The sequence below is a fragment of the Microbacterium sp. nov. GSS16 genome, from assembly GCF_028198145.1.
Lineage (GTDB): Bacteria > Actinomycetota > Actinomycetes > Actinomycetales > Microbacteriaceae > Microbacterium.
Genome location: NZ_CP116338.1, coordinates 604,439 through 630,895 on the forward strand (window position 1 = coordinate 604,439; position 26,457 = coordinate 630,895).

The 26,457-nt window shown below is 70.5% G+C and carries 22 protein-coding genes; 12 read left to right on the forward strand and 10 right to left on the reverse strand.

Annotated elements, in window-relative coordinates; genetic code table 11:
- Nucleotides 1-72: 72 nt before the first annotated feature.
- Nucleotides 73-1,305, forward strand: a complete 1,233-nt coding sequence (locus tag PGB26_RS02790) for an amidohydrolase (RefSeq protein ID WP_271638780.1) — start codon at nt 73-75, stop codon at nt 1,303-1,305.
- Nucleotides 1,306-1,314: 9 nt separating this feature from the next.
- Here the strand turns inward: PGB26_RS02790 and PGB26_RS02795 are convergent, their stop codons facing one another.
- A complete protein-coding gene (locus tag PGB26_RS02795) occupies nt 1,315-1,893 on the reverse strand; it encodes a TetR/AcrR family transcriptional regulator (RefSeq protein ID WP_271638781.1) in 579 nt (192 codons plus the stop codon).
- A 96-nt stretch (nt 1,894-1,989) separates the two neighbouring features.
- Between PGB26_RS02795 and PGB26_RS02800 the strand changes: the two genes are divergently transcribed.
- Entirely contained in the window at nt 1,990-2,832 is an 843-nt protein-coding gene (locus PGB26_RS02800; protein WP_099196889.1) for an alpha/beta fold hydrolase, read from the forward strand.
- 87 nt (nt 2,833-2,919) lie between these two features.
- On the opposite strand, the gene PGB26_RS02805 is transcribed toward PGB26_RS02800, so the two are convergent.
- Nucleotides 2,920-3,588: a GTP pyrophosphokinase gene (locus tag PGB26_RS02805; protein WP_271638782.1), complete on the reverse strand. Its 669-nt coding sequence runs from the start codon at nt 3,586-3,588 to the stop codon at nt 2,920-2,922.
- Between the two features lie 123 nt (nt 3,589-3,711).
- Between PGB26_RS02805 and PGB26_RS02810 the strand changes: the two genes are divergently transcribed.
- The 3 genes from PGB26_RS02810 (at nt 3,712) to PGB26_RS02820 (ending at nt 7,379) form a co-directional block, all read left to right on the forward strand.
- Entirely contained in the window at nt 3,712-4,563 is an 852-nt protein-coding gene (locus PGB26_RS02810; protein WP_271638783.1) for a PfkB family carbohydrate kinase, read from the forward strand.
- Nucleotides 4,564-4,636: 73 nt separating this feature from the next.
- Nucleotides 4,637-6,703 carry an APC family permease gene (locus PGB26_RS02815; protein WP_271639718.1) on the forward strand — a complete coding sequence of 689 codons (2,067 nt, stop codon included), beginning with the start codon at nt 4,637-4,639 and terminating at the stop codon, nt 6,701-6,703.
- A gap of 76 nt (nt 6,704-6,779) precedes the next feature.
- The gene (locus tag PGB26_RS02820) at nt 6,780-7,379 is read left to right on the forward strand and encodes an NADPH-dependent FMN reductase (protein ID WP_271638784.1); all 600 of its coding nucleotides are present in this window, start codon (nt 6,780-6,782) and stop codon (nt 7,377-7,379) included.
- Nucleotides 7,380-7,419: 40 nt separating this feature from the next.
- Here the strand turns inward: PGB26_RS02820 and PGB26_RS02825 are convergent, their stop codons facing one another.
- The 4 genes from PGB26_RS02825 to PGB26_RS02840 form a co-directional block, all read right to left on the reverse strand.
- Complete coding sequence (locus PGB26_RS02825) at nt 7,420-9,492, reverse strand: copper-translocating P-type ATPase (RefSeq protein ID WP_271638785.1); 2,073 nt, start codon at nt 9,490-9,492, stop codon at nt 7,420-7,422.
- Between the two features lie 15 nt (nt 9,493-9,507).
- Nucleotides 9,508-11,784 carry a heavy metal translocating P-type ATPase gene (locus tag PGB26_RS02830; protein WP_271639720.1) on the reverse strand — a complete coding sequence of 759 codons (2,277 nt, stop codon included), beginning with the start codon at nt 11,782-11,784 and terminating at the stop codon, nt 9,508-9,510.
- An 85-nt stretch (nt 11,785-11,869) separates the two neighbouring features.
- On the reverse strand, nt 11,870-12,079 hold the full coding sequence (locus PGB26_RS02835) for a heavy-metal-associated domain-containing protein (protein ID WP_271638786.1): 210 nt from the start codon (nt 12,077-12,079) through the stop codon (nt 11,870-11,872).
- A gap of 91 nt (nt 12,080-12,170) precedes the next feature.
- A complete protein-coding gene (locus tag PGB26_RS02840) occupies nt 12,171-13,304 on the reverse strand; it encodes a hypothetical protein (RefSeq protein WP_271638787.1) in 1,134 nt (377 codons plus the stop codon).
- A 133-nt stretch (nt 13,305-13,437) separates the two neighbouring features.
- Here PGB26_RS02840 and PGB26_RS02845 point away from each other — a divergent pair, with 133 nt between their 5' ends.
- A complete protein-coding gene (locus tag PGB26_RS02845; protein WP_271638788.1) occupies nt 13,438-14,103 on the forward strand; it encodes a DNA alkylation repair protein in 666 nt (221 codons plus the stop codon).
- Nucleotides 14,104-14,212: 109 nt separating this feature from the next.
- On the opposite strand, the gene PGB26_RS02850 is transcribed toward PGB26_RS02845, so the two are convergent.
- Nucleotides 14,213-15,259 carry a DUF998 domain-containing protein gene (locus PGB26_RS02850; protein WP_271638789.1) on the reverse strand — a complete coding sequence of 349 codons (1,047 nt, stop codon included), beginning with the start codon at nt 15,257-15,259 and terminating at the stop codon, nt 14,213-14,215.
- A 64-nt stretch (nt 15,260-15,323) separates the two neighbouring features.
- On the opposite strand from PGB26_RS02850, the gene PGB26_RS02855 reads away from it, so the two are divergent.
- Nucleotides 15,324-16,355: an FUSC family protein gene (locus PGB26_RS02855; RefSeq protein ID WP_271638790.1), complete on the forward strand. Its 1,032-nt coding sequence runs from the start codon at nt 15,324-15,326 to the stop codon at nt 16,353-16,355.
- Between the two features lie 57 nt (nt 16,356-16,412).
- On the forward strand, nt 16,413-18,908 hold the full coding sequence (locus PGB26_RS02860; RefSeq protein WP_271638791.1) for a DEAD/DEAH box helicase: 2,496 nt from the start codon (nt 16,413-16,415) through the stop codon (nt 18,906-18,908).
- Between the two features lie 13 nt (nt 18,909-18,921).
- Here PGB26_RS02860 and PGB26_RS02865 read toward each other — a convergent pair whose 3' ends face one another.
- From PGB26_RS02865 to PGB26_RS02875, 3 genes are read right to left on the reverse strand one after another with little or no spacing between them, the layout of a single operon-like run.
- Nucleotides 18,922-20,229, reverse strand: coding sequence for a glycosyltransferase (locus tag PGB26_RS02865; protein ID WP_271638792.1), 1,308 nt, complete (start codon nt 20,227-20,229; stop codon nt 18,922-18,924).
- Entirely contained in the window at nt 20,226-21,197 is a 972-nt protein-coding gene (locus tag PGB26_RS02870; protein ID WP_271638793.1) for a hypothetical protein, read from the reverse strand. Before PGB26_RS02870 ends, PGB26_RS02865 begins: the two co-directional genes overlap by 4 nt.
- The gene (locus PGB26_RS02875; protein ID WP_271638794.1) at nt 21,194-22,123 is read right to left on the reverse strand and encodes a WcbI family polysaccharide biosynthesis putative acetyltransferase; all 930 of its coding nucleotides are present in this window, start codon (nt 22,121-22,123) and stop codon (nt 21,194-21,196) included. The genes PGB26_RS02870 and PGB26_RS02875 overlap by 4 nt, the downstream gene beginning before the upstream one ends.
- A 212-nt stretch (nt 22,124-22,335) precedes the next feature.
- Here PGB26_RS02875 and PGB26_RS02880 point away from each other — a divergent pair, with 212 nt between their 5' ends.
- The 4 genes from PGB26_RS02880 to PGB26_RS02895 are packed head-to-tail and all read left to right on the forward strand — an operon-like array spanning nt 22,336 to nt 26,373.
- Complete coding sequence (locus PGB26_RS02880) at nt 22,336-23,397, forward strand: glycosyltransferase (protein WP_271638795.1); 1,062 nt, start codon at nt 22,336-22,338, stop codon at nt 23,395-23,397.
- Complete coding sequence (locus PGB26_RS02885; RefSeq protein ID WP_271638796.1) at nt 23,394-24,545, forward strand: glycosyltransferase; 1,152 nt, start codon at nt 23,394-23,396, stop codon at nt 24,543-24,545. The genes PGB26_RS02880 and PGB26_RS02885 overlap by 4 nt, the downstream gene beginning before the upstream one ends.
- The gene (locus tag PGB26_RS02890; protein ID WP_271638797.1) at nt 24,542-25,555 is read left to right on the forward strand and encodes a glycosyltransferase; all 1,014 of its coding nucleotides are present in this window, start codon (nt 24,542-24,544) and stop codon (nt 25,553-25,555) included. Before PGB26_RS02885 ends, PGB26_RS02890 begins: the two co-directional genes overlap by 4 nt.
- A complete protein-coding gene (locus PGB26_RS02895) occupies nt 25,552-26,373 on the forward strand; it encodes a glycosyltransferase family 2 protein (protein WP_271638798.1) in 822 nt (273 codons plus the stop codon). Before PGB26_RS02890 ends, PGB26_RS02895 begins: the two co-directional genes overlap by 4 nt.
- The last annotated feature ends 84 nt before the right edge of the window (nt 26,374-26,457 follow it).

Consider the following 26,457-nt stretch of genomic DNA (forward strand, 5'->3'; position numbering starts at 1 on the left):
CCGGCGGAGGGACACCCAACCGTACCACGCCCGACGGCTCGCCCGGCTGCGCCCCGGGGCTAGGCTCATCGCATGACCGTCGACCTCGAAGCCCTCTACATGGATCTGCACAGGCATCCGGAGCTGTCGTTCCAGGAGACGCGCACGGCCGGCATCGCCGCAGCTCACCTGCGCGAGCTCGGTCTCGACGTCACAGAGGGCGTCGGCATGACCGGCGTGGTCGGCGTGCTCTCCAACCCTTCGACGGGCTCGGGCGAGGGGGGTCCCGTGGTGTGGCTGCGCGCCGACATGGATGCACTGCCGGTCGTCGAGGAGACCGGGCTCGCGTACGCGTCGACCGCGACCGGCGTCGACCCGGACGGCAACACCGTCGGCGTCATGCACGCGTGCGGCCACGACATGCACGTGACCGCGATGATCGGCGCGGTCGAGCGTCTGGTCGCCGAGCGCGAGCAGTGGAACGGGACGGTCGTCGTGGTGATCCAGCCCGCCGAGGAGTACGGTGCCGGCGCCCGCGCGATGCTCGACGACGGGGCCCTCGACCGCTTTCCGCGGCCCGACGTGGTGCTCGGTCAGCACGTCACTCCCCTGCCCGCAGGCACGATCGGGGTACGACCGGGGCCGCAGATGTCGGCATCCGACGGCATCCAGGTGGTGCTGCACGGTCGCGGCGGCCACGGGTCGCGCCCGCACTCGACGGTCGATCCGATCGTCATGGCCGCGGCGACGATCATGCGGCTGCAGACCGTCGTCTCGCGCGAGGTCGATCCCCGCGACCTCGCCGTCGTGACGGTCGGCGCGATACACGCCGGCACCAAGAACAACATCATCCCGGCCGACGCCACGCTGCAGCTCAGCCTGCGCTATCCCGACGAGCAGCTGCGCGAGAAGGTCCTCGAGCGGGTCGAACGCGTCATCCGCGCCGAGGCGATGGCATCCGGGGCCGAACGCGAGCCCGAGATCTCGACCCTGCACCGGCTGCCGGCGACCATCAACGACGCCGACGCCACCGCCCGGGTGGTCTCGGCGTTCCAGGGCGTCTTCGGCGAGCAGTCGGTGATCGATCCGGGGCTGTTCACGGGCAGCGAGGACGTGTCGTGGTTCGCCCGCGACGCCGGCGTGCCTCTGGTGTTCTGGTTCTGGGGCGGCGTCGACCCGAAGGTGTACGCGGATGCCCTGGCCGGCGGCACGGTCGACAAGGACGTCCCCACGAATCACTCGCCGTTCTACGCCCCGGTGATCCACCCCACGATCGAGGTGGGCGTCTCGGCGCTGGTGACCGCGGCTCGGGAGTTCCTCGACTGACGACTTCCGTCAGGCCCGCGCGCTCGACGAGCTGAGAGCGGCGTTGATGAGCACCTCTGCTGCGGCTCGCGCCTGAGCTGCGACCTGCGGGTCTGCGGAGATCGCCGCGGTGCTCTGCGCGCCCTCGGCGAGGATCGAGAGCTGAGCGGCGAGCGCGGCGCTGCCACCGGATTCGGCCGCGAGGGTCGCCATCTGACTCTGGAACGACGCCTTGTGCTCTCTGACCAGCCGGGCCACGACAGGGTTCGTACCGCCCAGCTCGCCGAAGGCGTTGATGAACGCGCAGCCGCGGAAGTCGTCGGCGCAGAACCAGTTCTCGAGGTAGGTGTAGACCGCGAGCAGCCGGGCGCGCGGGTCGTCGCCCGCATCGGCCACCGCGGCGGCGAGTGTCGTCTCCCACTCCTCGTGCTTGCGCTGCAGCACGGCCGCGATGATGTCGTCTTTCGACGGGAAGAGCGCGTACAGCCGGCGCAGCGACACGCCGGCGGCGGCCCGCAGCTCGTCCATGCCCACGGCCGCGTATCCCTTGCGGTAGTAGAGCCGTTCGGCGGCGGAGAGAACCTGCTCGCGTGCGTCATCTGCGGTCATGTGACGAGTCTAGTTGACACGAGAACGATCGTTCCCCTATGGTTGAGCACAGCAGCGAGAACGACCGTTCTCACTCCCACTGGAAAGGATCTCATCATGGGCACCATCACCGTTGGCACCGAGAACAGCACCCCCATCGAGCTCTACTACGAAGACCAGGGACAGGGTCAGCCCGTCGTGCTCATCCACGGCTACCCGCTCAACGGCCACAGCTGGGAGCGCCAGACCCGCGAGCTGCTCGACCAGGGCTACCGCGTCATCACCTACGACCGCCGTGGCTTCGGCCAGTCGTCCAAGGTCGACACCGGCTACGACTACGACACCTTCGCCGCCGACCTCAACACCGTGCTCGAGACGCTCGACCTGCGCGACGTCGTGCTGGTGGGCTTCTCGATGGGCACCGGCGAGCTCGCCCGCTACGTCGCCCGCTACGGTCACGACCGCGTCGCGAAGCTCGCCTTCCTCGCCTCGCTCGAGCCCTTCCTCGTGCAGCGCGACGACAACCCCGAGGGTGTGCCGCAGTCGGTCTTCGACGGCATCGCGGCCGCGGCGAGGGGCGACCGCTACGCCTGGTTCACCGACTTCTACAAGGACTTCTACAACCTCGACGAAAACCTCGGCTCGCGCATCAGCCAGCAGGTCGTCGACGCGAACTGGAACCTCTCGGTCACCAGCGCGCCGGTCGCCGCCTACGCGGTCGTGCCCGCCTGGATCGAGGACTTCCGCGGCGATGTCGACGCCGTGCGCGAGGCCGGCAAGCCCACGCTGATCCTGCACGGCACGAACGACAACATCCTGCCGATCGACGCCACCGCCCGGCGGTTCCACCAGGCTGTGCCCGCCGCCGACTACGTCGAGATCGAGGGCGCCCCGCACGGACTGCTCTGGACCCACGCCGGCGAGGTCAACGCCGCACTGACCTCGTTCCTCGCGAAGTAAGACCCGCTTCACCCCTGAAGGACGATCGCGATTCTGAAGGATGCTGCCGCCCGCGGCATCTTCAGAATCGCGCTCGTCCTGAATCCGTCAGACCTGGATCGCCCGCTGATTGCTCTCGTGAGCCTCGCGGTGCAGCCGCTCCATGCGCAGGTCGAGCTCGCCGGCCGCACCGGCGGCGTCGGTGAGGCTCTGCACGAGGTGCGCCGGCACCCGGCCGGCGAACTTGTAGTGGATCTTGTGCTCGAGGCTGGCCCAGAAATCCATCGCGATGGTGCGGAACTGCACCTCGACCGGGATCGCCACCGGTCCGGTCGAGAGGAAGACCGGCACCTCGACGATCGCGTGCAGACTGCGATAGCCGTTGGCCTTGGGCTCGGCGATGTAGTCCTTGACCCTGCGCACCGTCACATCGTCCTGCTGTGTGAGCAGATCGAACAGCCGGTACACGTCGCTGACGAAGCTGCACGTCACGCGCACTCCGGCGATGTCGGTGATCTCGCGGCGGATCACCTCGAAGTCGGCGTCGATGCCCTTGCGGGCGACCTTCTCGACGATGCTGTCCGGTGTCTTCACGCGGCTCTTGACGTGCTCGATCGGGTTGTACGCATGCATGTGCGTGAACTCGTCCCGCAGAATCGAGATCTTCGTCTCGACCTCGCGCATCCCGAACTCGTACTCGCGCAGGAACCGCTGGAACGCATCCCTCAGCTGTTTCGCCTCGGCGAGCGCGGCGTCGTCGACCGGGAGAATCGTCATACTCCCGACGCTACGCGCCCGCGTTCGGAATCGGCTGGGATCGCCGCCGCGGAGGCGCGCTCGACCGCCCGGCACGCGGCTACGCGCGTGATTGAATGAGATCCCCGGAAAGGCAGATCGCACATGACCGTCGACATCCCACTCACCGTCGTGGGCAGCATCAACAGCGACATCACCGCGACGACGAGCCGGCTGCCGGGCGCCGGCGAGACCGTCGGCGGTGGTGTGCTCACGCGCGACGCCGGCGGCAAGGGCGCCAATCAGGCGGCCGCGGCCGCCCGTCTCGGCGCGCGCACGCGGATGATCGGAGCGGTCGGCGCCGATGCCTCCGGCGACGAGATGCGGCGAGCGCTGGCGGATGCAGGGGTCGACGTCTCGGGTGTGATCACCGCCGAGCGCGAGACCGGCACGGCCCTGATCATGGTCGACGCCCAGGGTGAGAACCAGATCTCGGTGTGCGAGGGCGCGAACGCCGAGGTCACCCTCGACGGCATCGAGTTCACCGACGATGAGACGGTGATGGCGCAGCTGGAGATCTCGATCGACACCGTGACCGAGCTCGCCCGCCGCTGCCGCGGATTCTTCGTGCTCAACGCCGCCCCGGCGACGCCGCTGCCCGACGAGCTGCTGCACCGAGCCGACCTCGTCATCGTCAACGAGACCGAGTACGCGCTCATCCCCGAGCTCGCCGACGCCGCACTCGTCGCGGTCACGTACGGTGCCGAGGGCTCGGCGCTGTTCGCGCGAGGTGAGCGTCTGGCGTTCGCCCCGGCGAAGCGCGCCCGCCCCGTGAACACCGTGGGCGCCGGCGATGCGTTCTGCGCCGCACTGACGATCGCGCTGCGCTCCGGGCTGAGCCACGAGGATGCCCTGCACGCGGCCAACGCGGTCGGCGCCGCCGCCGTGGAAGATCCCTCCTCGCGCCCGCGCCTCGGCCGCCTCGGCGACTACCTGCGCGACACCGCGGACGCCTGACCGGATTCGCCTCGCGCGCCGTTGTTGCGCAGTGCGGGCGGCAGGCGTAGTGTCGCCGCTCGTGGCAAATGAAATGCGTGAGAACGCGGACGCCCCGCAACTCGCGAAACGCATCCTCCTCGGCGAACCACTCACCACACAGCAGGTCGACGACCAGCTGCTCCCCAAGCGCATGGCCCTGCCGATCTTCGCATCCGACGCACTGAGCTCGGTGGCCTACGGCCCGCAGGAGATGCTCATGATCATGCTCATCGGCGGGGTCTCGTTCCTGATCCTCAGCCCGTGGGTCGCAGCGGCCGTGGTGCTGCTGCTGATCGTCGTGGTGCTCAGCTACCGGCAGCTCATCAAGGCCTACCCGTCGGGCGGCGGCGACTACGAGGTCGCGTCGACCAATCTCGGCGAGGTGCCCGGCGTCGTCGTGGCCGCGGCGCTGCTCGTCGACTACGTGCTCACCGTGGCCGTGTCGATCGCCTCCGGCGTCGACAACATCATCTCCGCCGTGCCCCAGCTCGACCCGTGGCGAGTCGAGCTGGCCGTCGGCTTCGTCATCCTCATCGTGGTCGTCAACCTGCGCGGCGTGCGTGAGGCGTCGACCGTGTTCGCCATCCCGACGTATGTGTTCATCGGGTCGGTCGTGCTGATGATCGGCACCGGGCTCATCCGCACCTTCCTCGGCGATGCGCCGGTCGCGGCCAGCGCCGGCTACACCGTCGAGGCCGAGAGCATCTCGCAGGCGGCGATCGTGCTGCTCGTGCTGCGCGCCTTCTCGAGCGGATGCTCGGCACTGACCGGCGTCGAGGCGGTGTCGAACGGCGTGCAGGCGTTCCGCAGCCCGAAGATCCGCAACGCGCAGCTGACCCTGACGATGATGGGCGGGGTCGCGGCGGTGCTGTTCACCGGCCTCACCGCGATGGCGCTGATCGCCGGCGTGCGCTACGCCGAGAACCCGTGCGACCTGCAGGGCTTCGACTGCTCGGGCCCGCAGCCGAGCCTGATGGCGCAGATCGCCGCCGCGACGTTCGGCGGCGGCAGCATCCTGTTCTTCGTCATCCAGGCGGCCACCGCCTGCGTGCTGCTGCTCGCCGCCAACACCGCGTTCAACGGCTTCCCGCTGCTCGGAGCCGTGCTCGCCCGCGACGGCTACGCGCCGAAGGCACTGAACACCCGCGGCGACCGGCTCGTGTTCTCGAACGGGATGATCCTGCTCGGCATCGGCGCCGTCACGGTGCTGGTGGCGTTCCAGGCGAACCTCACGGCGCTGATCCAGCTGTACATCATCGGGGTGTTCGTGTCGTTCTCGCTGGGACAGATCGGCATGGTGCGGCACTGGCGACGCACGCTGCGCGAGACGACTCACCGGCGACTGTCGGAGGTCGCAGCCGAACGGCGCTCGGCGCATGTGGGGCTGGTGATCAACTCGCTCGGCGCGAGCATGACCGTCGCCGTGCTCGTCATCGTGACCATCACCAAGTTCACGCACGGCGCCTGGATGGTGTTCTTCGCGATCCCGCTGCTCGCCGTGCTGATGCTGGGGGTGAAGCGGTACTACCGCGACGTCGAGCACGAGATCAGCATCGCCGACACGACGCATTTCGGCTCGCAGGGCGACGTCGCCATCGTGCTCGTCAGCCGCCTGCAGAAGCCGGTGATCAAGGCGCTCGACTACGCGATCGCCGCGCAGCACGAGAAGACCATCGCCGTGCACATCGCCCTGACGCCCGAAGACGGGAAGGTGCTGCAGCGCGAGTGGGAGCAGCACGGCATCCCGGTGCCGCTGGTGATCGTCGATTCGCCGTACCGCACCTTCGCGCAGCCCATCGAGCACTTCATCCGCGAGTATCGCGAGAAGCACGGCCCGTCGGTCGTCACGGTCTACCTGCCCCAGTACATCGTCGGGCACTGGTGGGAGAGCCTGCTGCACAACCGGCGCGCGAGGCGCATCGCCACGCAGCTGATGATGGTGCACGGCGTGACGATCACCCTCGTGCCGTGGCTGCTCGACTCGTCCGAGCTGATCTACGGTCGCCGCTCGCGGCCGATGCCCGGACAGGAGCGGGCGGGGCGTCCGGTGGCGCTGTACGGCGAGGTGCCTCGAGGCCGACGCGCGCAGCGCCCGGCGGGACCGCCCGACGCAGGCTGAGGCGGCGCGCAACCCCCGTTGTCCCGCTGCCGTCGAACGGGTAGACCTGAGTCACCTCAGAAGATCGGAGAACGACATGGTCCACCGCATCGGCTACATCATCGGCAGTCTCGCGAGCGACTCGATCAATCGCGTGCTCGCAGGCGCTCTGGCGCGCACAGCGCCCGAGAGCCTCGAACTCGCCGAGATCCCCATCCGCGACCTGCCGCTGTACAACCGCGACGACGAGCACTCGCCGGTCTCGGCGGTCACCGAGTTCAAGCAGGCGATCGAGCGCGCGGACGGCCTGCTGATCGTCTCTCCCGAGTACAACCGCTCGATCCCCGGCGCGCTGAAGAACGCGATCGACTGGGGCTCGCGCCCCTGGGGGCAGAACTCCTTCGCACGCAAGCCGACCGGCATCATCGGCGCATCGACCGGCGCGATCGGCACCGCGGTCATGCAGGCGTCCATGCGCAGCGTGCTGAGCTTCCTCGATGCGCCGCAGCTGAACGCACCGGAGGCGTACATCACGTTCCAGCCGGAGTCATACGGTCCCGACGGCGAAGTGAAGGACGAGTCGACGGCGAAGTTCCTCCGTCACTACATGGACGAGTACGCGGCCTTCGTCGAACGCGTGCTCTCGAGCACGCTGCCCGGCCACATGGGCGACTCCGACCCAGACACCATGCACTGATTACGGAGGAGATCGCGGCGTGGCCGGCCGCGTCGCAGCGTCAGGAGACGCGGTCGGGTCGCAGGTCGAGTCGGCGCAGCGCCTGCGCATTGAGCGCGACGACGATGGTCGACAGGCTCATCAGCACGGCCCCGACCGACATCGGCAGCACGAAGCCGACGGGCGCGAGCACGCCCGCCGCGAGCGGCACCGACATGAGGTTGTAGCCCGCAGCCCACCACAGGTTCTGCGTCATCTTGCGATAGGTCGCCCGCGAGAGCTCGATCACCGAGACGACCGAACGCGGATCGTCGGATGCCAGGATCACCCCGGCCGACGCGATCGCGACGTCGGTGCCGGCGCCGATCGCGATGCCGACGTCGGCCTGTGCGAGAGCCGGGGCGTCGTTCACGCCGTCTCCGACCATCGCGACCTTCTTGCCCTCGGTCTGAAGCTCGGCGACCTTGGCTGATTTGTCCTCCGGGCGCACGCCGGCGAACACGCGCTCGATGCCGAGCTCTGCGGCGACAGCGTGCGCCACGGCCTCGGCGTCGCCGGTGATCATCACGACCTCCACGCCCCGATCGCGCAGGGCGTCGACCGCCGCGCGCGATTCGGTGCGCACCTCGTCGGCCAGCTTCAGTCCGCCGATCACCTGTCCGTCACGCACGACGTGCAGGATGATCGCTCCCTCCGAGCGCCAGTCGCGGGCATCCGGGATCTCGTCCGCACCGATCTCGTCGAGCAGCCGCGGCCCGCCCACCCGGATCTCGTGCCCGTCGACCGTCGCGGTCACGCCGACCGCCGGAGACGAGCTGAACCCGGTCGCGCCGGCCAGGGGCTGGCGCGCCGCGCGCACGATCGCCCGCGCGAGCGGATGCTCGCTGTCGGACTCCGCCGAGGCCGCGAGCGCGAGCACGTCGTCCTCGTCCCAGCCGTCGGCGGGGGCGACGCCCGTGACGGTCGGCTCGCCCTTGGTGAGCGTGCCGGTCTTGTCGAACAGCACGGCGTCGATGTCGCGCATGCTCTCGAGCGCCAGGCGGTCCTTCACCAGCACCCCGGCGCGCGCCGCGCGCTCGGTTGCGATCGAGACGACCAGCGGGATCGCGAGTCCCAGGGCGTGCGGGCAGGCGATCACGAGCACGGTGACGGTGCGGATCACGGCATCGTCGGGCATCCCCACCAGTGTCCAGACGAGAGCGGTGATCACGGCGGCACCCAGCGCGAACCAGAACAGCCACGCGGCGGCGCGGTCGGCGAGGCGCTGCGCGCGCGAACTCGACGCCTGCGCGTCGGCGACGAGCTTGCGGATGCCGGCGAGCGCCGTGTCGTCGCCGGTCGCGGTGACCTCGATGCGCAGCCCCGAGTCAGTCGCGACCGTGCCGGCGGTCACCTGATCGCCCTCGCCGCGGCTGACCGCGCGCGACTCGCCGGTGAGCATCGACTCGTCGACGTCGGCGCGTCCGTCGACGATCCTGCCGTCGGCCGGGATGCTCGCCCCGGGGCGCACGATGACGATGTCGCCCTGCTGCAGGTCAGCGGGGCTGACGGTGGTGATCGCGTCGCCGTCGACCCGCTCGGCCTCGTCGGGCAGGAGTGCGGCGAGTGAGTCGAGCGCCGAGGTGGTCTGCGCGAGGGAGCGCATCTCGAGCCAGTGCCCCAGCAGCATGATCACGATGAGCAGCGCGAGCTCCCACCAGAACTCGAGTTCGTGATGCAGGATGCCGAGGCTCGCACCCCACGATGCGAGGAACGCGACGGTGATCGCCAGGCCGATCAGCAACATCATCCCCGGCGTGCGGCTCTTGAGCTCCGCGATCGCGCCGGTGAGGAACGGGCGGCCGCCCCACACGTACATGACCGTGCCGAGCAGGGGCGCGACCCATCGAGCCCAGCCGGGAACCTCGTACCCGATGATCATGGCGAACATGCCGCTCGTCGCGACCACGGGGACGGCGATCAGGAGGTTGATCCAGAACAGTCGGCGGAACTGCCCGACGTGGTCACCGTGGCCGGCGTGGCCGCCGTGCCCGGCGTGGTGGTCACCGTGGCCGGCGTGGGCGACATGGCCGCCGGATCCGGCGGTGTGGTCGCCGTGGTCGTGGCTCCCGGGGTGTGTCTCGTGCGCATTCATGACGGATCCTCCTGATCAGCGGAACGCCCGCAGCCGCAGACTGTTGCCCACGACGAACACGCTCGAGAACGCCATCGCAGCCCCGGCGAGCATGGGGTTCAGCAGTCCGAGCGCAGCGAGCGGGATCGCTGCGACGTTGTACGCGAACGCCCAGAACAGGTTGCCCTTGATGGTGCCGAGCGTGCGTCGTGAGAGGCGGATCGCGTCGGCCGCGGCGCGCAGGTCGCCGCGCACGAGAGTGATGTCGGATGCCTCGATCGCGACGTCGGTGCCGGTGCCCATAGCCATGCCGAGATCGGCCTGAGCCAGCGCCGGGGCATCGTTCACGCCGTCGCCGACCATCGCCACGACCCGCCCCTCGGCCTGCAGGCGCGACACGACAGCGACCTTGTCTGCCGGCAGCACCTCCGCGATGACCTCCTCGATACCGACCTGCGCGGCGATGTGCCGCGCAGCGGACCCGTTGTCTCCGGTCAGCAGCACGGGGCGCAGTCCGAGCGCGACGAGAGACGCGACCGCCTCGGCACTCGACGCCTTGACCTCGTCTGCGACGACGATCACGCCGGCAGCGGCGCCGTCCCAGCCGACCAGGATCGCCGTCTGCCCTGCGGCCTCGGCATCCGCCTTCGCCGCGAGCAGCCCGGCGGAGGGGTGGATCGACCAGTCCTCCAGCAGCGAGAGGCGACCGACCACCATGGCGCGGCCGTCGACGACACCCGTGACACCGCGGCCGTCGTGACTGCGGAACGAGTCGACCGATGGCAGCACACGCTGCGACGCCGGAGTCGTCGGAGCATCCGGACCGGTGCCGGCGGGTGGCGCGGCGGCTCGCCGCCGGGCATCCGGATCAGCTGAGATCTCCGACGCGGCGGATGCGATGGTACGCGCGATCGGATGCTCGCTGGCGTGCTCGACGGCTCCCGCCAGGAGCAGCAGATCGGCGGCATCCACGCCCTGCTCGGGCACGACGGCTGCGACCGACATCCGTCCCTCGGTGACCGTTCCCGTCTTGTCGAGCACGACGGTGTCGACCCGACGGGTCGATTCGAGCACCTCCGGTCCTTTGATCAGGATGCCCAGCTGCGCACCGCGCCCCGTTCCCACGAGCAGAGCCGTGGGGGTCGCGAGGCCGAGGGCGCACGGGCAGGCGATGATGAGCACCGCGACAGCGGCGGTGAAGGCGACGGATGCCGGGAAGCCGAGCACCAGCCAGACGGCGAGCGTGACGAGGGCGATGCCGATGACGATCGGCACGAACACCCCCGAGATGCGATCGGCGAGGCGCTGCACCTCCGCCTTGCCGGTCTGCGCATCCTCGACCATGCGTGCCATCTGCGCGAGCTGCGTGTCGGCGCCGACGCGCGTCGCGCGCACGACGAGTCGCCCGCCCGCGTTCACCGTCGCGCCGGTCACCGCATCGCCCGCCGCGACCTCGACGGGGACCGACTCCCCGGTGATCATCGACTGGTCCACCGCCGAGGTGCCCGAGACGACCACGCCGTCGGTGGCGATCTTCTCGCCCGGGCGCACGACGAACTCGTCGCCGACACGCAGGTCGTCGATCGGGATGCGCTTCTCGCGGCCCTCGTCGAGCACCCCGACGTCCTTGGCGCCGAGCTCCATCAGGGCGCGAAGCGCTGCCCCCGCCTGACGCTTGGCGCGCTTCTCGAAGTAGCGGCCGGCGAGCACGAACATCGTCACACCCGCGGCCACCTCGAGATAGATGTTGCCGGCACCGTCGCTGCGCGTGATCGCGAGCGAGAAGCCGTGCGTCATGCCCGGCATGCCCGCTGTGCCGAGGAACAGCGCGTAGAGCGACCAGAGGAACGCGGCCGACGTGCCGAGACTGATCAGGGTGTCCATGGTGGCGGCGCCATGCCGCAGGTTCACCCACGCCGCCCGGTGGAAGGGCCACGCGGCCCACACGATCACCGGGGCGGCGAGCGCGAGAGACGCCCACTGCCAGTACGTGAACTGCAGCGCGGGGATCATCGCGAGCAGGATGACCGGGATCGACAGCACGACCGAGCCGATCAGGCGCTGACGCAGCGAGCGCAGCTCCTGGTCGGCGGCGGGCTCGGCATCCGGCCCGTCCGCCCCGGGGCCGGCGGGCGGCGCGGGAACCACGGCCGAGTACCCCGCGTTCTCGATCTCGGCGATCAGCACTGCCGCGTCGACGGGTCCGTCGACGACCACCTGGGCCTTCTCGGTCGCATAGTTCACGCTCGCTGAGACGCCGTCGAGGCGGTTCAGCTTCTTCTCGATGCGCATCGCACACGATGCACAGGTCATCCCGCCGATCTCGAGGTCGATGCGGGTCTGCTCGGCGCCGGACGGCGCTGCGTCGTCTCTCACGATCTGGTCACCCCGTGACGCGTCAGGCCGTGACCGCGTGGTACCCCGCCTCGTCGACTGCCGCGATCACGGCGTCGGCGTCGACAGCGGCGACCGAGGTGACGACGAGGCGACCGGTCTGCGCGCTGACCTCGATGCTCTCGACTCCGGCGATCTTCTCGACCTCTTCACGCACGGACATCTCACAGTGACCGCATGTCATGCCGGTGACGTGGAATTCGGTGGTGCTCATGGTTCCTCCTTCGTCCGGGTACCCCTGAGGGGTACTCACACCAGAGTACTACGGCGTACCCCCCTGGGGTATTTCCGGCGGGCTGACCCCCTCACGCATCGAGTCGAGCGTCTCCGTCGGGCATCTGCCCGGTGGAGACGTTTCGCGTGAAGAGCACCAGCCACGTGAAGACGACCACCACGGCGAGCAGCTCGACCGCCGTCAGGTTGTAGTAGCCGAACGGCACCCAGAGAAGCACGATCAGCACCATTCCGGCGACGAACACCGCGCTGGCCGCGATGAAGGCACGCGGCAGCCCCGCGATCAGGGTCGGACAGGCCGCGATCAGCGCGACGAAGGCGATGATCAGGCCGATGGAGAAGGTGTTGTGCAGCAGCTGGCTGACATCGACCGGCACCGCGCCGACGCCCATGAAGGCCACGCCGACGATGACCAGCAGGGTGCGCACGATGCCCACCCCGCGCGCCGGCACCGCGTAGCGGATGCTGCGCACCCGCAGATCCCGGGTGAGGTACCCCGAGAGGGTGATCAGCACCAGACCGGACAGGATCACGGTCACGTTGAACGAGTACGATCCGCTCACCCCCCGCATCCCCAGCGCCGAGAAGTTGTTCTGCCACCAGAGCTCGTCTTCGGCGGAGAGCATGCTCGAGAGTGTGCCCGCGGCGAGGAACAGGGCCAGCAGGGTCGCCACACGCTGCGTGGTGATGTCGGATGCGAGCAGCGACAGCGCGTACGTGCTCGCAGCGACCGCGCCGGCGGTGAGCACCGCCGCCGCGAACGCCTCGATCTCCAGGTAGCGGAACGCCAGCTGAGCGATGGAGAAGAGGGCGGCGATCAGCAGCATCACCATCGCGGAGGCCGTCAGCGTGAGTCCGATCACGTCGATCGCGCGCCGCAGTCGGGAGCGGCGCACGACTTCTCGGCCTCCCCCTCGGCGCCGATCGGCGCGCACGTACGTGATCGCGAAGACGGGGATGCCGACGATGCCGGCCACCAGCGCCGCGAACGAGCCGACCGGCAGCGCCCCGTCGGCGAGCCCGACCAGGCGTCCGGCGAAGACGATCAGTCCGCCGATCAGCCCGCTCAGGCCGCCGAGGCCGGCAGCGACGATCGCGCGGGACTCGGCAGCGGCTCTGACGGCATCGCCGCGGACGGCATCGGCGCGGACGACATCGGCGCGTGAGGCATCGGCCACGTCGGCGGCATCGGAGGTTGAACTCACCCGCCCATCATCCCAGCGGGCGGCCGCGCGTGCAGCACGCCGGCTCACTGGCATCCGCCCTCACTTGCGTGAGATCACATCCGACGTGAGCAGTCATGCACTCGCCTTAGGTGCTCGCGGGTACGATTTGCGGATGCCGAACCCCACCGTCGACGAGATACGCTCAACGCTGGCCGCGCTGGAGGATCCGAAGGCGCGCGCGGTGAATGAGCGCCACGGCGACGCGCACGGCGTCAACCTCTCGAAGCTGCGCGGAGTTGCCAAGAGCGCAGGGCTCTCGACCGACCTGGCGCGCTCACTCTGGGCGACCGACGAGGTCGCCGCGCAGCTGGTCGCGCTGCTCGTCGCCAAGCCGCGCGAACTCGCCGCCGATGAGATCGATGCCATGCTGCGCTCGACGCGCAGCGCCAAGGCCCACGACTGGCTGGTGAACTACATCGCGAAGAAGTCGCCCCTCGCGGAGGAGCTGCGGATGCGCTGGATCGACGATCCGGATGGCAACGCCCGCGCGGCCGCGTGGTCGCTGACCTCGGTGCGGGTGCAGAAGACGCCCGATGGGCTGGATCTGGATGCCCTGCTCGACCGCATCGAGCGCGAGCTGCGCGACGCGCCCGGCCGCGAGCAGTGGGCGATGAACGAGACGCTGGCGTACATCGGCATCCATCACCCGGCGCTGCGCGAGCGCGCCGTGTCGATCGGGGAGCGCCTGCAGGTGCTCGCCGACTATCCCGTGCCGCCGAACTGCACCTCGCCCTTCGCCCCGGCCTGGATCGCGGAGATGGTGCGTCGCCAGGGCTGAGCGGCCGTTCCGCGCTCGCGACGCACCCCCGCACCCAGTGGCCCGAATGGCCGCCTCGCCGCCCGCGAAGCGACCGTCTGGGACCAGTCGAGCAGCACGATGACGTGGCTCAGGCGCGCAGCGGCGACCGGCGGGTCGACGGGCGCGAGGCCTCGGGCGCGAGCACGGCGAGCAGCTGCACGAGAGTCGTCAGCCAGAGCAGCACGACGCCGACGACCACGCCCTCGAGCGCCGTGACCGACAGCACCCTGAACACGAAAGCGAGCACCGCCGCGACCACGACGCTGACCACGAGAGCGATGGTCAGCCCCCGCAGCAAGCCGACATCCCGCAGCAGCAGGGTCGTCAGCACAGCCGCGACCAGGATCAGTGCGAGCATCGAGAACGCTGCGACCGCATGCGCGACCGGCACGCGATCGAGAGGCAGCAGCCCGACGGCAGCGAGCGCGAGCCCCGCCCCCGCCCAGGTGAGCACGATCGCGGCGATCCGCGGCAGCGCTGCGTCGCCGAGCATCCGGTGCAGATCGCGGCCGAGGTACGAGCCGGTCGTCGCGATCAGCAGCCCTGCGACGACCACCGTGCCGTTGAACGCCCATCCGCCCGCCCCGATGCCGAGGTCTGAGAAGCTGCGCTCCCACCAGGCGGGGTCTGCGGCGGTGAGCATGGCGAACAGCGTTCCGATCACCAGGAACGACGTCAGCAGACGCGCGATGTCCTGCGTGCCGAGCCGCAGGCCGATCCGGAATGCCAGTCGCCCGCCGATGGCTGACGCGACCCCGGTGAACACTCCGCCGGCGACGGCAGGCAGGGTCAGTCCCTCCAGCCCGGTCGCGAGCACCTCTCCGGCGAGCAGGACGCCCAGGCCCGTCACGCCGGCGACGGCGACCGTCACGGCGACCGCGCTGATGTGCGAGACGGAGGCCTGCCACGGCGGCATGGGCGCCGTCTCGCCGGCCCTGTGCATCCGCGTGCTGACGATGAAGGCCGCCGCGGCGATCACCGCCGCCACCAGCGCGATCGGGATGACGACCGAGCCGTCTCCGCTGAACGGACGGGCGGCGCCCCACAGCACGACTGCGCCCGCGAGAGCGCCGACAGCGAAGCAGATCGCGGTGGCCCACAGCATTCGCTCCAGCTCGCGCACTCCGCTCTTCATACCCTCATCGAACCACTCCCGGCCGACACCGCCGCCGACCCCGCGCCGACGCTACCGTTGAGCCATGCGCTTTCCCGCCGCGATCCGCGCCGCACGCCGGGCTCCCCTGCTGCAGGTGCTGAAATCTGCCGCGGCGACGATCGCGGCGTGGCTGATCGCCGGCTGGCTGATCCCCGGCCCGCTGCCGGTGTTCGCCGCCATCGCCGCGCTGCTGGTCGTGCAGCCCAGCGTCAACCAGTCGCTGTCGAAGGCGCTCGAGCGCAGCGCAGGGGTGATCCTCGGGGTCGTGATCGCCGTGCTGCTGAGCCTGCTGCTGGGCGGGCAGAGCTGGGTGGTGCTGGCCGCCGTGGTCGTCGCGCTGCTGATCGCGTGGGCGCTGCGCGCCTCGACCGGCACGGGCAATCAGGTCGCGATCTCGGCCGTGCTGGTGCTGGCTCTCGGGTCGTCGAATCCCGATTACGCGCTCGACCGGATCCTCGAGACGCTCATCGGCGCGGCCATCGGTTTCGTCGTGAACGTCGCGGTCGTCCCGCCCGTCCTGTCCGGCCCGGCTCGGCGCGACATCGGGATGCTCGGCCGCGAGCTGGCCGCATCCCTCGACCGCCTCGCCGACGCCCTGCCGACCACCCGCACGCCCGCGCAGCTGCAGGAGCTGATGCTCGAGGCGCGGCTGCTTCGGCCCATGAAGGACGCCGCCGAGGCATCCCTCACGGCAGCCCAGGAGTCGCTCTCGCTCAACCCCCGCCGCGGCCGTCACCGCGACGACCTCGACCAGCTGCGCGACGTGGTCGACCGGCTCTCACCGGTCGTCACGCAGGTGATCGGCATGACCCGCGCGTACATCGACCACTACGAGGACTCGCTCGCTGCGGATCCGACGGTGCGGGCGATCGCCGAGCAGCTGCACCGAGCGGGTCACGACGTGCGGCTCGCGGTGCGGGCCGCGGAAGGCGTTCCGGATGCCCGTACGGCACCCGTCCCCGCCCTCACGACTCCTCTGGTGGTGCGCCCTCCGGCATCCGATCACTGGATCCTCGTCGGGTCGCTGATGGAGGACCTGCGGCGCATCCACGGCGAGCTGCGCGACGAGACCTGAGACGGTGCCGGCCCGGCGCGGGCGGTGCACGCTGACCGCGCGTGAAAGGATCGACGGATGACTGCCCTCGACCCGACCGCGGTGCGCGGCGCCGATCCGGATTCCGTCTATCTCGCGTTCGTCGAGTGGGCCGAGTCGACCGGCATCAGCCTCTACCCCGCGCAGGACGAGGCGGTCATCGAGATCGTGTCGGGCAAGAACCTGATCCTCTCCACCCCGACCGGCACCGGCAAGTCGCTCGTCGCCATCGGCGCGCACTTCGCGGCCCTCGCCGACGGACGCCGCACCTTCTACACCGCCCCGATCAAGGCGCTGGTCAGCGAGAAGTTCTTCGCCCTGGTCGATGTGTTCGGCGCCGAGAACGTCGGCATGATCACCGGTGACTCGTCCGTGAACGGCGACGCGCCGATCATCTGCTGCACCGCCGAGATCCTCGCCAATCGTGCGCTGCGCGAGGGCTCGGAAGCCGATGTCGGCCAGGTCGTCATGGACGAGTTCCACTTCTACGGCGATCCCGACCGGGGCTGGGCGTGGCAGGTTCCGCTGCTCGAGCTGCCGCAGGCGCAGTTCGTGCTCATGTCGGCCACGCTCGGCGAGGTGAGCGAGCTGGCGGCCGACCTCACCCGTCGGACGAGCCGTGAGACGGCCGTGGTCACGGGCGTCGAACGCCCGGTACCGCTGCACTTCTACTACGAGACGACGCCGATCCACGAGACGATCGACGAGCTGCTCTCGACCGGACAGGCGCCGGTCTACATCGTGCACTTCTCGCAGGCCGCGGCGCTGGAGCGCGCACAGGCTCTGGCGAGTGCGAAGGTCGCGACCCGTGAGCAGCGGGATGCCATCACCGAGCTCATCGGCGGATTCCGCTTCACGACCGCGTTCGGCAAGACCCTCTCACGGCTGCTGCGACTCGGCATCGGCGTGCATCACGCAGGGATGCTGCCGAAGTACCGCCGCCTCGTCGAGCAGCTCGCGCAGCGCGGCATGCTGCGGGTGATCTGCGGGACCGATACGCTCGGCGTCGGCATCAACGTGCCGATCCGCACCGTGCTGCTCACCGCTCTGACGAAGTTCGACGGCACCCGGATGCGGCAGCTGAACGCCCGCGAGTTCCATCAGATCGCCGGCCGCGCCGGCCGCGCGGGATACGACACCGCCGGGACTGTCGTGGCGCAGGCGCCGGAGCACGAGACCGAGAACATCGCGGCCGTGAAGAAGGCCGGCGATGACCCGAAGAAGAAGCGCAAGATCATCCGCAAGAAGGCGCCAGACGGGTTCGTGTCGTGGGGCGAGCCGTCGTTCCAGAAGCTCATCGCGTCCGAGCCCGAGACGCTGACCCCCCACATGCAGATCACCAGCGCGATGATGCTCAACGTGATCGCCCGCGGCGGCGACGTGTTCGCGAATATGCGCTCACTGGTATATGACAATCACGAGTCGCGCGCGGTCCAGCGACTGCTGGCGCTTCGCGCGATCGGCATCTACCGCACGCTGCTGCAGTCCGGCGTCGTGGAGCGCGTGGACGGCACCGTGCGCCTCACCGTCGATCTGCAGCCCGACTTCGCGCTCAATCAGCCGCTCTCGCCGTTCGCGCTGGCGGCCTTCGAGCTGCTCGACCCCGAGTCCCCGACCTTCGCGCTCGACATGATCTCGATCGTCGAGGCGACGCTCGACGACCCGCGGGCCATCCTCAGCCAGCAGGAGTTCCAGGCTCGGGGCGAGGCCGTCGGCGCGATGAAGGCCGAGGGGATCGAGTACGACGAGCGCATGGAGCTGCTCGAGCAGATCACGTACCCCCAGCCCCTCGACGAGCTTCTCAGCGCGGCGTTCGAGACGTTCAGCTCGTCGCAGCCGTGGATCCGCGACTTCGAGCTGCACCCGAAGTCAGTGGTGCGCGACATGTACGAGCGCGCCATGTCGTTCGGGGAATACGTCGCGTACTACAAGGTGGCACGCTCGGAGGGCGTCGTGCTGCGCTATCTGTCGGATGCCTATCGCGCGGCGTCGCAGACCATCCCCGAGCAGCTGAAGACCGACGAGCTGCGCGACCTCATCGAGTGGCTGGGCGAGCTCGTGCGCCAGGTCGACTCGAGCCTGCTGGACGAGTGGGAGGAGCTGGTCGCCGGCGTCGACAACGGGGCCTTCGACCGGCACGACGAGCCGGTCGTGCCGCCCGCCCCGAAGCGTCTCACCTCGAACACCCGAGCGTTCCGCGTGCTGGTGCGCAACGACATGTTCCGTCGCGTGCTGCTCGCCGCGCGCGAAGACGTCGAGTCGCTGGCATCCCTCGACCCCGACTTCGGCGCCGAAGGCTGGAACGACGCCCTCGACGCCTACTTCGCCGAACACGATGAGATCTTCACCGGCGCCGACGCCCGCAGCCCGCACCTGCTGCTCATCGAGCAGGGCGCGCAGCAGTGGACGGTGCGTCAGATCCTCGACGACCCCGCCGGCGACCACGACTGGGGGATCTCCGCGACGGTCGACCTCGCGGCATCCGACGAGGCCGGCGAGGCGGTCGTCGCTGTGACGGGGGTCGACCGACTCTAGACCCGCTCACCGGTCAGCAGAACGACTCGACACCGCCCCACCCGCCGACCCAGGCCTCGACTCGAGGATCCGGTCGCAGCACGTGGGTTCCGACGGCCGTCATCCGCCGCGTCTGGAACGCATCGTCGTGCCCCCAGCGTGCGGCACGTCGCTTCGCCCGTCGGGAGCGCAGCCTTCCGATCGGCGAGCCGTCGCCGTCGACGAGGTCGACCCCGCCCAGATCGCCCGTGCCGAGCCCGAGGACGAGGTCGACCAGCCAGTCCGGATCGAGCACGACGACGGGCCGGTGCACCTCCCACAGCACCCGCGCGTCGACAGCGTCCGGGGCATCGAGCCCATCCGAGACCCGAGGATCGTCTGCGAGCACCTCGGGCACGACGTCGAGCAGCAGCCTCGCCCGGGGAAACGCCGCGAACAGCGAATCCGCCATGATGAACACCGCCGCCGGCGTGTGCTCGCCGCGCACCTGCACGACGAGATCCGCCACGCCGGGCCACAGCGCCCGCGGAGACGATCCCGGCACCGGGATACTCGACTGCATCCGCAGCGTCTGCGCGTTCGCGCGGTCGATCCCCGAGCCGTCGCGGTCGGCCCACTCCGGGCCGTCGTGCCATGCCACCGCCTGCGGAACGTGCGCGAACACCGCACCCGCCTGCCACATGCGGTGCGCCCACTCCCAGTCCTCACCCCCGTATGACGTGAACGTCTCGTCGAAACCGCCGACCTCGTCGAACATGCGTCGCGAGCAGGCGATCACCGCGCCGATCACGAACCGGTACGACCGGTCGTCGGAGTCGAGCAGATCCCCGCTGCGGGCGTACTCCTCGGTCAGCCAGCCGGGTTCCGGCAGCTCCCGCCCAGCCGCCGCCTGCACGATCGGCACGTCCGGCGCGACCGCAGCGAGATCCGCGTGGCGGCGACGACCGACGACCACCGCCTCGGGCAGCAGCGCGGGCAGCCTGCTCAGCGACCGCACGTAGCCGGGCTCGGGCGCGGTGTCGGCGTCGAGGAAGCACAGCACCTCGCCGCTGCTCGCCCGCACCCCGAGGTTGCGGACCGCTGCCAGGCGGAACCCGCGATCCTCCTGCCGCACCAGCGCCACCCCGTCGGGCACGTCGGGCGCGGCAGGCGAGCCGTCATCGGCGACGATGATCTGCAGCAGCTCCGATGGATAGTCCTGCGCGGCCAGGGCGTGCAGGGTGCGAGCGAGCTGCTCTGGCTGGTCGTAGTGCGCGACGATCACCGACACGGTGGGGAGCGGATCGGGGTGGATGCCGTCGAGCGAATCCCACCGATTGCCGACGACCCACCCGGCGGTCACGAAGCCCTCCCCGCCCACAGGCGGAGGTATGCCTGTGCCACGTCGGCGCGCGACAGGGGCAGGCGTGAGAGCCCGTGCCAGGTAGCGTCGGGGTTCGTGCACGCATGACGCAGCGCGCCGACCAGGTCGCTCTCCCCGACGGGGTGGAGCGTGCCCGGACGCAGGGCGGCCATCTCATCGACGTAGCGGTTGCGCACGGCGACCGGGCGCCGGCCCCAGCCGATCCACGAGGCGAGGGATCCGGATGCCGAGATGTGCCGGTGCGCGATCACCGGAACGCTCACCGCGCGCCCGCGGCGGGCGATCTCGGTGTCGTCCAGCCACCCGGTCACGTCGACCTCGACGCCGAGCGCCGCCGAGCGCCGCACGAAGGTCTCGAGCTCGGCCGCATGCCCGTCAGACGCGCGTCCCAGCACCGTGAGCGCGCCGATCCCCGCGGCGGCCGCCGCCTCCGCCACTTCGTCGTGGCCCTTGCCCGGGTAGAAGAACCCGAGCACCCCGACCGACCCATCCGGTCGCCCTCGCCCGGCGTTCTTCTCCAGTTCCACCGGCAGCGGGATGACCTCGACCGCGCCAGACCAGACGTCCTCCTCGCGCAGCAGCTCGCGCTCGTGTTCGCTGTTCACCACCACTGCGCTCGAGGCCTCCGCCACGCGCGCGTACGCGGCGCGGCGGCGAGGCCGATTCTGCTCACCGTCGGATGCCTGGGGCACATCGTGCAGGGTGACGCTCACCCGCAGGCGTGATGCGAGCTCGGCGAACGTGCGGGATGCCTGCTCGGGCGAGTCACCCCAGAGCCGGTCGGTGAAATGGGCATGCACACTGGTCCCGGCGGGCAGCCGCGCGAGCCCGTCCGCGTCGACGGTGCGCACCTCGGCGACGTCGCGAGCGGCCTCCGCCATGTCACGGGCGTAGACGGCGACGCCGTGATCACCGGGGTGAACGAGCAGCAGGGGCGCACCGGTCATGCCGCGCGCCAGACGGCCAGAAGCGCGGCGAGCCGCTCGGTCGCCGCGGCGACGAACCCCGGATGCTCGGCGTACCAGGCCAGGTGCGCCTCGCGCACCGCCGCGTCGCTCACAAGCTTCCCCTCGACGCTCCAGTGCTCCTGCGGTTCGTCGCTCAGCGCCCACGCCTCGATCACCTCGGGAACGAGCGGGGCGCGCACCGAGTCGAGCAGCGGACGCCTGGGGTCGACGGGCGCCTCCCCCGGCCCCAGCGCGTCGAGGATGCGGGCACCGAGCGGCAGCCAGATCGCGTTGCCGGGGTGGTTCACGGTGCGCATGTGATCGGCCGTCACGGTCTCGAACAGGTCGGACACCGGGATGTCGGTGGACCGCTCACGCTCACGCAGGATGTCGACCGAGGCCCGGCCGACGGCCCGCACGGCATCCGGCGCCAGCGCAGACGCCACCGGGAGCCCCGCGGCCGCCGCGAGCGTGCGCACGTCGTGGTACGCGACGAGCGGTGGATCCTCGTCGACGCCGGGAACGCGGATGGCGGCCTGGAACGGATGCAGCCCCGCGAACCGCACGGGCGGCACCGTGAGCACCCTTGCCGTGGTCGCGGCAGCCACCTGGCGTGTGCCGAGCGGAAGGTCGTGGTAGTCGTCGCGCACCGGCTGCGTGACGACCGTGTGGGCGGCGGCCACCACCTCGTGCAGGCGCCGCGCATCGTCGGCCGTCATCTCGTGCACCGGCGGAACCCGGACGAATCGACGATCCTCCGCATCCATCACCAGTCGCAGCGATTCTGCCTGACAGTTCCCGAGCACCACGCCGAAGCTCTCGGGCAGCGGGGCGATGCCATAGAACTCCCCGTAGTGCCGACGTCGTCCTAGCACCGCCGACTCGGCGGGCGCAACGGTGGTGACGTCAGGCGGGGTGGGAGTCATGCTTCGAACGTATACCTCTGGATTTGTTCGTCTGACCCCGTTGCTTTTCCCGAGATCCATCACTTCGATGCGCGCGCAGCGCCCGTCTATACGAGGAGGATTCCATCGCCGCAACCTCTGCGCGCATCCGCGTCGCCTCCGTCCCCTCCGCACACCCGTACGTGCGGGCGATCACCGATCCCCAGCGCGTCACACTCCTGGCAGACCCGCCCGTGCCGGGCGCACCAGCCGAGCAGTGGTGGCCGCCGGTGGCGATGACTGCGCAGTGGCTCAGCGAGAACGCCCACGAGTACGACCTGCTGCATGTGCACTTCGGGCTCGAATCGTTCACCCCTGAAGAGCTGCGCGCGGGCCTCGACGCTGCTCGCCTCGCCGGCCGCCCGGTCATCTTCACGGTGCACGACCTCGACAATCCGCAGATCGTCGACCAGGAGCCCTATCGCGAGCTGCTCGATGTGATCGTCCCGTCGGCCGATCACCTGATCACGCTCACCCCCTCCGCGGCGGCGGAGATCGAGCACCGGTGGCGTCGAACGAGCACGGTGCTCGCCCATCCGACGCTGCTCGAGCGGACCGCCGCAGACAGCCGGGGGAGCGGTGCAGACGCCATGCGCGTCGGCATCGCGCTGCGCGACCTGCGTCCGAACATCGACGCGGAGAGCGCGGTGCGAGCAGCCGTGCGGGCAGCCCGGCTGCTCGACACGGCGGGCCAGGCGGTCGAGATCGAGGTGCTGATGAACGACCGCGTACGCGACGATCGCGCAGCGGAGCGTGTGATCGACGCCGCCGACGGGCATGCGGCTGTGCGGGTGCGTCGAGCCCCGTATCTCAGCGACGCCCAGATCGAGGAGTGGCTCGGCGGCCTGGACCTGTTCGTGCTGCCGTACCGACACGGAACGCACTCGGGTTGGGTGGAGCTGTGCTACGACCTGGGTGTGCCGGTGGCGGGAGTCGACGTCGGCCACATCCGGTCGCAGCATCCGTCCGAGTTCTACGTCATCGATCTTGACGACCCCCGCACGCTGGCCGCCGCGGTGTCATGGGCCCAGCGCGCGCAGGAGCCGTCTTCGTCGAAGGCGACGCGCCTGATGAACCGCCGCGCCGAGCGCGAGGAGCAGCGACGTGAGATCCGGCAGGCGCACGCCCGCCTCTATGCGGATGCCGTGGCAGGCGTTCCGTCGGATGCCGCTGGTGTGCCGTCGGATGCCGCTGGTGCGCCGTCGGATGCCGCCGCGGGAGTCGCGTCGGATGCCGCTGCGGGAGTTCCGGCATGAGGGCCGCGCAGCGCCTTCGCGTACTCGTCGTCGCCCCCGAGCGGCATCCTCTGCGGCAGCCCCACGCCGGCGGGCTCGAGGCGGTGGTGTGGAATCGCGTGCGGTGGCTGAGGCGCCGCGGACACCACGTCGAGCTGTGCGCCGCCGCCGGATCGGACTTCCTCGGCTCGTGCCCCGACCTGCAGCTGCCCAGTCCTCGCTGGCGTCGCGTGCAAGAGACCTCCGACACCGAGAATCCGTCAGGGCACCGCGAACGGATGTCGGATGCCTTCGCCCGCGTGCGTCGACGACTGACCGATCCGCTCGACGGCGTCGATGTGGTCGACAACCACAGCCTGCACGGCGATCCGATCCTGTGGAGCCGCGACGCGGGCATCCCGGTCGTGACGACCCTGCACACGCCGCCCCTTCCCGACATGGTGAACGCGGCCCGCTCCCTGCCCCCGGCCGCGCCGCACCGCTTTCTGGCCGTCAGCCAGTACACCGCGCGATCGTGGTCAGACGAGGGCGTCGACGCGTTCGTCTTCCCCAACGGTGTCGACAGCAGCGAGTGGCGACGAGGGCGCGGCGGCGAGCAGTGGGTGTGGTTCGGCCGGATCGTGCCCGAGAAGGCTCCTCATCTGGCCATCCGGGCGGCCCGGCTGGCAGGCGCGCGCCTGCGGATCGCCGGCCGCATCGGCGACCCGCGGTACTTCGCCAGTGAGGTCGAACCTCTTCTCGGAGACGGCGTGGAGTACGTCGGGCCGCTGCGCCAGCCCGAGCTGTGCGATCTGGTCGGAGCCTCGTCGGTCGCGCTGGTCACTCCGGTCTGGTCGGAGCCGTTCGGCCTGGTGCTGGCCGAGGCGCTGATGACGGGCACCCCGGTGGTCGCGTTCGACGCAGGCGGAGCGAGCGAAGTGCTGGCGGGGCTGCCCGGGTGCACGGTCGTGCCCGCCCGCGATGTACGTGCCCTCGCCGAAGCCGCCGCATCCCTCGCCGCGCGGTCGGCGTCGCCCGTGTTCCGGGATCGGGTTCGCGCGGCGGCCTCCGCCCGCCACTCGCTCGCCCACCGCCAACGCGAGGTGGAGCGCGTGCTCACCGTCGCCGCGCACAGTCGGGCGGCTGAGGTCGGCACGAGAACGCCAGATGAGGCGGCGGTCGGCGCATGATCGGCTGGTACGTGCACCATCACGGATGGGGTCATCTGACGCGGATGCAGGCGATCCGCCCTCATCTCGACGACGAGGTCACCGTGTTCTCGTCGCTTCCCGCTCCCGCCGATCTCGGCGACGACACCACCTGGATCCGCCTGCCTGCGGACGCCGATCCGGTGCCTACTGCGGACGGCGCCCTCTGCCCCGCCCACGAGCTGGGCGACGTCACCGCGGGCGGGGCACTGCACTGGGCGCCGATCGGGCATCCCGGCCATCAGAGGCGACTCGCGACGATCGCCGACTGGATCGCCCGCCATCCCGTCGCGGCGTTCGTGGTCGACGTCAGCGTCGAGGTCACCGCGTTCGTTCGCCTTCTCGGTGTTCCCACCGTCGTGTTCGCGCAGCCGGGTGACCGGTCCGACCGGCCGCACCGGCTCGGCCATGCGCTCGCCAATCGGATCGTGGCGCCATGGACAGAGGGTCTGTTCGAGGCCGACGAGCTGTCCGACCACCACGAGCGCGTCCGTCATGTCGGCGCGATCTCGCGGCACGACGGGCGCACCCGCCGCCCAGCTGACGATGCCGCCCGTCGGGCGCTGTTCCTCAGCCGCACGCTCGACGCGTCGCGACTCGCCGAGACTATCGATCTGCTGACCGCTCGGGGCTGGGTGGTCGATACGGCTGGCGCTCGCGACGACGATCGCGTCGACGACGTCTGGCCGCTGCTCTGTCGCGCGAACGTCGTGATCAGCGCCGCCGGCTTGAACGGTGTGGCCGACCTCGCGACCGCGGGGGCCCGCGCGGTCGTGCTGCCTCAGGACCGGCCGTTCGGAGAGCAGGAGCACACGGCTCGCGTCCTGCAGGCCGCGGGCCTCGCCTCGACGGCGCCCGCCGGATCGTCACCAGCGAAGGTGGTCGAGCTCGTGGAGCGTGCTGCGGCGACGGTGCCCGCCGACTGGAGTCGATGGGGCGCCACCGGCGCCGCCGCGCGCGCAGCCCACGCCATACAGGAGGTCACCTCATGACACGGATCGCCGTGATCACGCCGGTGTCGCAGAACCGCCTCGCGCATCTGCACCGTCAGCGCCGCTTTCTTCGCGAGGTGCTTGGGCCCCATCACGATGTGGTGCGCATCGAAGCCTGGCTCGACAGCGAGCCACCGCCGCCGTTCGACGGCGCCGTTCACGTGCACGTGCCACCGGGGCGCGACGGGATGCGTGTCGGCGCGGGGCGCAACGCCGCCGCCGAGATCGCCCTCTCTCGTGACGTCGATCTGCTCGTGTTCCTCGACGTGGACTGCCTGCCGGGGCCCGAGCTGCTCGATGGATACGTGGCAGCGGCTCGCTCGCATCCGGACGGCCTGCTCTGCGGCCCGGTCACCTACCTCGAGAGCGTGCAGCGACCCTCAGCTCCCGACCAGCTCGAGGCGATGACCCGGCCGCATCCGGTGCGTCCGAACCCGGCGACCGGCGTCGTGTCGACCGCCGAGGCGGACGAGTACGACCTGTTCTGGTCGCTGTCGTTCGCGGTGACGCCGGCGACGTGGGCGCGGCTGGGCGGCTTCGACGAACGGTACGAGGGCTACGGCGCCGAAGACACCGACCTCGGCCGACGTGCGCGCGCGGCGGGCATCCCGTTGCACTGGGTGGGCGGAGCGCATGCGTACCACCAGTGGCATCCCGCCGGCACTCCCCCGTGGCGCCATCTCGACGACATCCTGCGCAACGGCGCCCTGTTCGCCGAGCGATGGGCCGAATGGCCGATGGGCGGCTGGATCGACGAGTTCGTCGCCGCGGGCGCGGTCGAACCCCACGGCGGCGGCTACCGCCGGACGGCTGCTTGACCGCCGCCGCACGAAAAGCACCCCGTGCCGCCGCGGGATCCTGTGGATCCGGGGGCGGCACGGGGTGCCTGCGCACGCTGTGGG

Bases quoted from the DNA above. Each gene is read 5' to 3' on its own strand.
- PGB26_RS02790 (WP_271638780.1), top strand. From the start codon at position 73: ATGACCGTCGACCTCGAAGCCCTCTACATGGATCTGCACAGGCATCCG.
- PGB26_RS02795 (WP_271638781.1), bottom strand. From the start codon at position 1,893: ATGACCGCAGATGACGCACGCGAGCAGGTTCTCTCCGCCGCCGAACGG.
- PGB26_RS02800 (WP_099196889.1), top strand. From the start codon at position 1,990: ATGGGCACCATCACCGTTGGCACCGAGAACAGCACCCCCATCGAGCTC.
- PGB26_RS02805 (WP_271638782.1), bottom strand. From the start codon at position 3,588: ATGACGATTCTCCCGGTCGACGACGCCGCGCTCGCCGAGGCGAAACAG.
- PGB26_RS02810 (WP_271638783.1), top strand. From the start codon at position 3,712: ATGACCGTCGACATCCCACTCACCGTCGTGGGCAGCATCAACAGCGAC.
- PGB26_RS02815 (WP_271639718.1), top strand. From the start codon at position 4,637: ATGCGTGAGAACGCGGACGCCCCGCAACTCGCGAAACGCATCCTCCTC.
- PGB26_RS02820 (WP_271638784.1), top strand. From the start codon at position 6,780: ATGGTCCACCGCATCGGCTACATCATCGGCAGTCTCGCGAGCGACTCG.
- PGB26_RS02825 (WP_271638785.1), bottom strand. From the start codon at position 9,492: ATGAATGCGCACGAGACACACCCCGGGAGCCACGACCACGGCGACCAC.
- PGB26_RS02830 (WP_271639720.1), bottom strand. From the start codon at position 11,784: ATGACCTGTGCATCGTGTGCGATGCGCATCGAGAAGAAGCTGAACCGC.
- PGB26_RS02835 (WP_271638786.1), bottom strand. From the start codon at position 12,079: ATGAGCACCACCGAATTCCACGTCACCGGCATGACATGCGGTCACTGT.
- PGB26_RS02845 (WP_271638788.1), top strand. From the start codon at position 13,438: ATGCCGAACCCCACCGTCGACGAGATACGCTCAACGCTGGCCGCGCTG.
- PGB26_RS02850 (WP_271638789.1), bottom strand. From the start codon at position 15,259: ATGAAGAGCGGAGTGCGCGAGCTGGAGCGAATGCTGTGGGCCACCGCG.
- PGB26_RS02855 (WP_271638790.1), top strand. From the start codon at position 15,324: ATGCGCTTTCCCGCCGCGATCCGCGCCGCACGCCGGGCTCCCCTGCTG.
- PGB26_RS02860 (WP_271638791.1), top strand. From the start codon at position 16,413: ATGACTGCCCTCGACCCGACCGCGGTGCGCGGCGCCGATCCGGATTCC.
- PGB26_RS02870 (WP_271638793.1), bottom strand. From the start codon at position 21,197: ATGACCGGTGCGCCCCTGCTGCTCGTTCACCCCGGTGATCACGGCGTC.
- PGB26_RS02875 (WP_271638794.1), bottom strand. From the start codon at position 22,123: ATGACTCCCACCCCGCCTGACGTCACCACCGTTGCGCCCGCCGAGTCG.
- PGB26_RS02885 (WP_271638796.1), top strand. From the start codon at position 23,394: ATGAGGGCCGCGCAGCGCCTTCGCGTACTCGTCGTCGCCCCCGAGCGG.
- PGB26_RS02890 (WP_271638797.1), top strand. From the start codon at position 24,542: ATGATCGGCTGGTACGTGCACCATCACGGATGGGGTCATCTGACGCGG.
- PGB26_RS02895 (WP_271638798.1), top strand. From the start codon at position 25,552: ATGACACGGATCGCCGTGATCACGCCGGTGTCGCAGAACCGCCTCGCG.